Source organism: Mycobacterium sp. (assembly GCF_039583805.1).
GTDB lineage: Bacteria > Actinomycetota > Actinomycetes > Mycobacteriales > Mycobacteriaceae > Mycobacterium.
Window position 1 is genome coordinate 27431 of sequence record NZ_JAVKSH010000036.1, and the last position, 3771, is coordinate 31201.

The window sequence follows — 3771 nt, forward strand, 5'->3', positions numbered from 1 at the left end:
TGCAGAGTCACTCGGTGCACAAAGTCATGGGGCGCACGATCAGCGCGTCGGGGGTCCCGGACTAGACCGGGCGCCCGTCGGCCGCCGGCGGGTCGACCCGGTCGGACTGCACGGGTGTGGCGGGCGCCGCCGGCGGCGTTGCCGGCCTGCTCTCGTTCTGCAGTTCACGGACCTCGGACTTGAAGATGCGCAGCGACTTGCCCAACGAGCGTGCCGCGTCCGGGAGCCGCTTCGCCCCGAACAGCACGACCACGACGACGATCAGGATCGCCCAGTGCCACGGACTGAGACTGCCCACTTTGGTTACCTCCAGACGTCCATCCGATGCTACCGCGCCGCAGCCCGGTAGGCCTCCAGCGCCGCGGTCGCGGCGCCGCGGACCCGCTGCGCAAGCGTGTCCGGCGCCAGCACCCGCACCTCCGACCCGAAGCCGAGGATCAGCCGCGTCATCCACTCGTCGGAGGCGTAGGTCATCGCCGCCTCGCAGCACCCGTCGGGCAACTCGCGCAGCAGCCGCATCGGGTAGTACTCGAACATCCACGACGCCGACGGGGTCAACCGCAGCGTCGCCGACGGCAGTGACGGGTCGGCGTCGAACAGCGACATGTCCGGCGGCGCCTGGGCGGCGGGTTCCGGCGGCGCGGCCGGCTCGTCGAGCACCCGGGCGTCGACGATGCGGTCGAACCGGAACAGCCGCACCCCCTCGGCCTCCCGCGACCACGCTTCCAGGTAGCTGTGGTCGCCGACCAGCACCACCCGGATCGGGTCGACGACCCGCCGCGACAGCGTGTCGCGCGAGGCGGCGTAGTAGTCGATGGCCAGTGCGCGACGGTCGCGCACCGCGGTCCGCACGACGGCCGCCGCCCGGTTCTCGGCGGGGGTGCCGGCGGCGGCGGGCCGCGGCTGCCCGGCGGCGCCGACGGCCGCTTCGATCTTGGCGATCGCGCTGCGCGCCGCCTGCGGGTCGACCAGTCCGGGGATGTCCGCCAGCGCCCGCAGCGCCGTCAGCACCACGGTGGCCTCCGGCGAGGTCAGCCGCAGCGGCTTGTCCACCCCGGCGGAGAAGGTCACCGCGACGGTGTCGCCGGAGAAGTCGAAGTCGATCAGGTCACCGGGCCCGTATCCGGGAAGACCGCAACACCACAGCTGGTCCAGGTCCGTGTCCAGCTGCTCGGGTGAGACGCCGAGATCGGCGGCGGCCCGGGCCCGGGTGACCCGGGGATTGGCCTGGAAGTAGGGCACCATGTTGAGCAGCCGCACCAACCGCTCGGAGACCGGCGTCATCGGCTGCCGTCCGCGGCCTGGGCCGCCAGCCGGGCCAGTACGTCGTCGCGCAGCGATGCGGGTTCGAGCACGACGGCGTCGGCGCCGTAGCCGGTGATCTCCCGCGTCAGCCGGTCGGTGGTGCCGACATCGAGTTCGAGGACCTCGCCCTCGCGGCCGGCCAGCTGCCGCAGCCCCAGGGACGTGCCGGCCCGCCGCAGCCCGGTGGCCCGCCCGTCGGCCACCCACACCCGGGCCCGCACGCCGCTGGGCGCGTCGGCCACCGCCTGCGCAACCAGCCCGCGCAGGTCGACGCCGTCGGGCGGTGCGACCGCCCCCGCCGGTCCGATCGGTGTCACGCCGTCCCCGATCCGGGACAGCCGGAACACCCGGGTGGTGCCCCGGTCGCGGTCATGGCCGACGAGATACCAGCGGCCCTTCTCGGTAACCACACCCCACGGCTCGACGGTGCGCACGGTGTAGGGCTCGCTGCGCGAGGCCCGGTGCGCAAACTGCACGGCCCGCCCGGAGTCGACAGCCGACAGCAGTGCCCCGAGCACGTGCTCCGAGCCCCGCAGACCCGCGGGCCCGGCCGGCGAGGCGATAGTCACCGGTGCGTCGGGGTCGACGTCCACCCCGGCGGCCCGCAGCTTGAGCAGCGCGCCCTGGGCGGCGGTCGTCAGCTCCGGCGACTCCCACAGCTGGGTGGCGACGGCCACCGCGGCCGCCTCGTCGCCGGTCAACTCGACGGGTGGGAGCGCGTAGACGTCGCGGTTGATGCGATAGCCCTCCACCGGGTCGAACACCGACACCTTCCCGGTCTCCAGCGGGATCCCCAGGTCACGCAACTCGTTTTTATCGCGCTCGAACATCCGCGAGAACGCGTCGTCGTTGGGACTCTCGGCGTAACCGGCCACGCTGGAGCGGATCTTGTCGGCGGTGAGATAGCCGCGGGTCGACAGCAGCGCGATGACGAGGTTCATCAACCGCTCGACTTTCGAGGTCGCCACGCCCTAGAAGCTACATGCTGGCGATCAGCCGCTTGACCCGCTCGTCGACCGCCCGGAATGGGTCTTTGCACAGCACGGTGCGCTGGGCTTGGTCGTTGAGTTTCAGGTGCACCCAGTCGACGGTGAAGTCACGACCGGCGGCCTGGGCGGCGCTGATGAACTCGCCACGCAGCCGGGCGCGGGTGGTCTGCGGTGGGGTGTCGACGGCCTCGTTGATGTCCTCGTCGGTGATGAACCGCGCCGCCAGCCCCTTGCGCTGCAACAGGTCGAACACGCCGCGGCCGCGCTTGATGTCGTGGTAGGCCAGGTCCAGCTGGGCGATCTTGGGGTCGGCAAGCTCCATGGCGTAGCGATCCTGGTAACGCTGGAACAGCTTGCGTTTGATCACCCAGTCGATCTCGGTGTCGACCTTGGCGAAGTCCTGGCTTTCGACGGCGTCGAGCTGGCGCCCCCACAGGTCGACGACCTGCTCGATCTGCGCGTTGGGTTCGCGGACCTGCAGGTGCTCGACGGCGCGCGTGTAGTACTCCCGCTGGATGTCCAGCCCGCTGGCCTGCCGGCCGCCGGCCAGCCGCACCGGACGCCGGCCGGTGACGTCGTGGCTGACCTCGCGGATGGCGCGGATGGGGTTGTCCAGGGAGAAGTCGCGGAAGGCGACCCCGGCTTCGATCATCTCCAGCACCAGCGCGGCCGTGCCGACCTTGAGCATGGTGGTGGTCTCGCTCATGTTGGAGTCGCCGACGATGACGTGCAGCCGCCGGTACTTCTCGGCGTCGGCGTGCGGTTCGTCGCGGGTGTTGATGATCGGACGTGACCGGGTGGTCGCGCTGGACACGCCCTCCCAGATGTGTTCGGCGCGCTGGGACAGGCAGAACGTGGCGGCCTTGGGGGTCTGCAGCACCTTGCCGGCCCCGCAGATCAGCTGGCGGGTGACCAGGAACGGCAGCAGCACGTCGGCGATCCGGGAGAACTCCCCGGCCCGCACGATGAGGTAGTTCTCGTGGCAGCCGTAGGAGTTGCCCGCCGAGTCGGTGTTGTTCTTGAACAGGTAGATGTCGCCGCCGATGCCTTCGTCGGCCAGCCGCTGCTCGGCGTCGACGAGTAGATCTTCGAGCACCCGCTCACCCGCGCGGTCATGGGTGACCAGCTGCTCGAGGCTGTCGCACTCGGCGGTGGCGTACTCGGGGTGGCTGCCCACGTCGAGGTAGAGCCGGGCCCCGTTGCGCAGGAAGACGTTGGAGCTGCGCCCCCAGGACACCACCCTGCGGAACAGGTAGCGCGCCACCTCGTCCGGGGACAGCCGGCGGTGACCGTGAAACGTGCAGGTGACACCGAATTCGGTCTCGATGCCCATGATTCGTCGCTGCACGCTTCGAGCGTACTGGTTGATGCGCCATGGCGGTGGGACCGGCGCCACCGAACCGGTGCCGGCGGGGCACGCGCTGTTGGCCGTGTCGGCGGGTTGGGCTATACTCGAACACATGTTCGATGACGAGGG

4 protein-coding genes are annotated in these 3771 nt (G+C 70.9%); all 4 read right to left on the reverse strand.

Annotation, left to right across the window (positions count from 1 at the left end; translation table 11 throughout):
- Positions 1–61: 61 nt before the first annotated feature.
- Genes tatA through pafA form a run of 4 tightly spaced genes read right to left on the reverse strand, consistent with a single transcriptional unit; the run spans position 62 to position 3642 of the window.
- Positions 62–298 (reverse strand): Sec-independent protein translocase subunit TatA, encoded by a 237-nt coding sequence (tatA, locus tag ABDW21_RS06945; RefSeq protein ID WP_343603250.1) that lies wholly within the window; start codon positions 296–298, stop codon positions 62–64.
- A 29-nt stretch (positions 299–327) separates the two neighbouring features.
- Positions 328–1284: a YafY family protein gene (locus ABDW21_RS06950; protein ID WP_343603248.1), complete on the reverse strand. Its 957-nt coding sequence runs from the start codon at positions 1282–1284 to the stop codon at positions 328–330.
- Positions 1281–2273, reverse strand: coding sequence for a YafY family protein (locus tag ABDW21_RS06955; protein ID WP_343603247.1), 993 nt, complete (start codon positions 2271–2273; stop codon positions 1281–1283). Before ABDW21_RS06955 ends, ABDW21_RS06950 begins: the two co-directional genes overlap by 4 nt.
- Before the next feature lie 10 nt (positions 2274–2283).
- Entirely contained in the window at positions 2284–3642 is a 1359-nt protein-coding gene (gene pafA, locus ABDW21_RS06960; RefSeq protein ID WP_343603245.1) for a Pup--protein ligase, read from the reverse strand.
- Positions 3643–3771: the final 129 nt, after the last annotated feature.